Annotated in this window: 3 protein-coding genes; 1 reads left to right on the plus strand and 2 read right to left on the minus strand. The window is 66.7% G+C overall.

Translation table 11 applies throughout. The annotated features are described in order from the left end of the window. Together BIS11_RS13540 and BIS11_RS13545 are read right to left on the minus strand one after the other, a co-directional pair. Positions 1-557 (minus strand): iron ABC transporter permease (locus BIS11_RS13540; protein WP_253586271.1); only part of this gene is annotated, 557 nt, incomplete at its 3' end. A 56-nt stretch (positions 558-613) separates the two neighbouring features. Next, complete coding sequence (locus BIS11_RS13545) at positions 614-1,528, minus strand: ABC transporter substrate-binding protein (RefSeq protein ID WP_253426734.1); 915 nt, start codon at positions 1,526-1,528, stop codon at positions 614-616. 324 nt (positions 1,529-1,852) lie between these two features. Between BIS11_RS13545 and BIS11_RS13550 the strand changes: the two genes are divergently transcribed. After that, positions 1,853-3,269 (plus strand): TonB-dependent receptor (locus BIS11_RS13550; protein ID WP_253586269.1); only part of this gene is annotated, 1,417 nt, incomplete at its 3' end.

The raw sequence follows: 3,269 nt of genomic DNA on the forward strand, positions 1-3,269 counted from the left end.
ACGCTGACCAGATCCTCCAGGCGGCGCCCGGCCAAGCTTCCCACCACCCAGAAGCGGATCTCGTCCGCGGCGCGCTGGTCATACAGCAGGATGAGCGCGGTGAGCGAACCCAGAAGCCCGGAGAACGCCGCGCCGGCCAGCACCAGGCGCACCGGGTCGTGGCCCACGCCGCGAAAGCGCGCCACGCCCAGTACGCAGATGCAGCCGACCAGGGCGCCCAGCTGGGCCACCGAGATGCGCAGGGTCGCGGCGCTTGCACCGAGCACTAGCGCCAGGGCCACGGCAAAGGCGGCGCCGGCGCTCACCCCGAGAAGTCCGGGCTCCGCCAGGGGGTTGCGCGACACCGCCTGCAACAGCGCCCCGGCCACGCCCAGCGCCATGCCGACCACCAGGCCGATCAGGGTGCGCGGCACGCGCAGCTCCCACACCACGAAGTGCGCCTCGCTGTCCACGGCGCCCTGGAAGAGCGCCATCACCCGCCCGGGGCCGACGCTGCCCGCGCCGACCAGCAGGCTGACGACGCTCACCGCCACGAGGGCGGTGAGGAGGTAAAGCATCAAGCGTCGGGGCGACTGGCGCTCCAGCGCCCCGCGCATCGATCCCGCCATGCCGGTCACGGCAGTAGCGCGTTTTCGATGTCGTCGAGAATGGCCTGGGCGGCGAGCGGGCCGCTGGCGCTGCTCCAGAGCTGGCCGTTGACCACCACCACCTGGTCGTTCTGTACCACGTTCAGGCGGGTGAAGGCCGCGCTCTGGCGAGCGGCGTCGAGGGCGGCCTCGCCATCCTCGTTGAGGGTGGCCAGAAACAGCCAGTCGCCGTCGATCATCGACAGGTTCTCGAGGCTCAGCGCGTCGCTATGGGCGCTGCCCTCCTTGATCAGGCCGGCGTCGCTGACCTCGAGGCCCACGCGCTCGAGCAGGCCGGTGGCGATCAGCTCCTTGGACATCACCATCGGGCCGCCGGGCATCCAGCGCACCACGAAGGCGCTCTGGCCGGGATGGGCCTGCTCGATTCGCTCGGAGAGCGTGGCAATGCGCGCCTCGACGGCGTCGATCGCCTCCTCGATCGCCTCCTCGCGGTCGAGGGCTTCGCCGAACAGGCGCGCCTCGGCCTCCCAGTTGTCCGCCGCCAGATCCTGGCCCGGCGGCACCACGGTGGGGGCGATGCGGGAAAGCAGCTGGTACTGCTCCTCGGGAAGCTGGGGGCCGGTGAGGATCAGGTCCGGCTGCTGGGCGAGTACCGCTTCGATATTGATCTCGCGTACCACGCCCACCATGGCCGGGCGCTCGTCGTCGAAGTAGGCGGTGATGTAGTCGGCAACGTCGGTGCCGCCCCGGGTGCTGACCGCGCCCAGCGGCATGACGCCGGCGGCGATCGCGCTATCAAGTGCGCCTTCGTAAAGCGTCACCACCCGTTCCGGGGTGCCCTCCACTTCCACCTCCCCGAAGGCGGTGTCCAGGGTGCGCGCCTGGGCCTGGCCCATCATCAAGGCCCCCATCAGCGCGCCTGCCGCGCCCCACTGTCCCATCTTGGCGAATACCGTACTGCGAGCGTTGCCTGACATTGCCACTCTCCCTTGTTCGATACGCCAATGCTAACGATTCTCAAAAGCGGCTGCACTATATTTGAACTTTTTCTTCCTTCGTAGGCACTCCCCTGTCACCTCGTTAACCATACAAATGCCCGAAATAGGCGGCCTGAGCCGCATCGTTTTATTTTTTGCAACAAAACGTTCCCTGTAAATGCACTCCTCTATGAGAATCATCGCTTTTAGAATCCAGCTCTCATTTGATAACAAATATCATTAACAAGAAAACCATTGTTCGATTCCACTACCAGCAAGGGATACGTAATGCCTCGTTTCACTCGCAGTACCATTGCAAGCGCCGTCGCGCTCGCCGCTGCCGCCGGCACCGTCCAGGCCCAGCAAAGCACCCAGCTCGACAACATGGTGGTCACCGCTGCGGGCTACGAGCAGACGTTGAACAGCGCCCCGGCGAGCATCTCGGTGGTGACCCGCGAAGAGCTCGAGCAAAAGCAGTTCTCCAACATCGCCGAGGCGATCGCCGACGTGCCCGGCGTCGACATCCGCGCCGGCACCGGCAAGACCGGCGGCTACGACATCTCGATTCGCGGCATGCCCAGCGCCTATACCTTGATCCTGATCGACGGCCGCCGCCAGAACGCCTCCGGCGACGTCACCCCCAACGGCTTCGGCGAGACCGCCACCAGCTTCATGCCACCGCTTTCGGCCATCGAGCGTATCGAGGTGATTCGCGGGCCGATGTCGACCCTTTACGGCTCCGATGCCATGGGCGGGGTGATCAACATCATCACCCGCCGGGTGAGCGACGAATGGGCGGGGTCGATCACGGTCGAGAACACCTTCCAGGAGGATCGCGACGCCGGTAACAGCTCGGCGCTGAACCTCTACACCGCCGGGCCGCTGGTGGAAGACACCCTGGGCCTGCAACTGCGCGGGCGCTTGTTCGACCGCGACAGCTCCGAGCGTCTGGTCGAGGAGAGCGTCGGCCGCGACCCGCGCCCGTCCGAGGCGCGCATCTACTCGATCGGCGGGCGCTTGAGCCTCACCCCGGACGATACCCACGAGTTCTGGCTCGATGCCGAGCGCTCGCGCCAGGTCTACGACAACAGCGACTGCCGCCTGGGCAGCCTCGACGGCCTGCGCCGCAACGACTGCGCCACCCCCGCCCCCACCCAGTTCTTCGGCTACGAGGACGAGCTGCGCTTCAACCGAGACCAGATCGCCCTCGGCCACTCGGCGCGGCTTTCCGCCGGCACCTGGGACTCGAGCATCACGCGCAACTTCACCGAGACACTCGGCCGCACCCTGCCCGCCGGCAACGCGCCGGAATACGGCTATGTCGCGCAAGGGGGCGAGCCGCGCCTGCTGGAAAACCGCGACGTGGTGTTCGACACCAAGTTCGTCGCCCCGCTCGACGAGCACATGCTGACCGTGGGCGGCCAGTACATCGACGCCAAGCTCAGGGATGGCACCGCCGGTCGCGAAGAGTTCAACCAGTCGAGCTGGGCGCTGTTCGTCGAGGACGAGTGGTTCTTGAATGACGAACTGGCGCTGACCCTGGGCGGGCGCTACGAGAACCACGACGCCTTCGGCGGCCACTTCAGCCCGCGCGGCTATCTGGTCTGGAACACCACCGACGAGTGGACGCTGAAAGGCGGCATCAGCCAGGGCTACAAGACGCCGACGCTGAACCAGCTCCACGACGGCATCAACGGCTTCGGCA

This window comes from Halomonas sp. 707D4, assembly GCF_024158685.1.
In the GTDB taxonomy this organism is placed as follows: domain Bacteria; phylum Pseudomonadota; class Gammaproteobacteria; order Pseudomonadales; family Halomonadaceae; genus Vreelandella.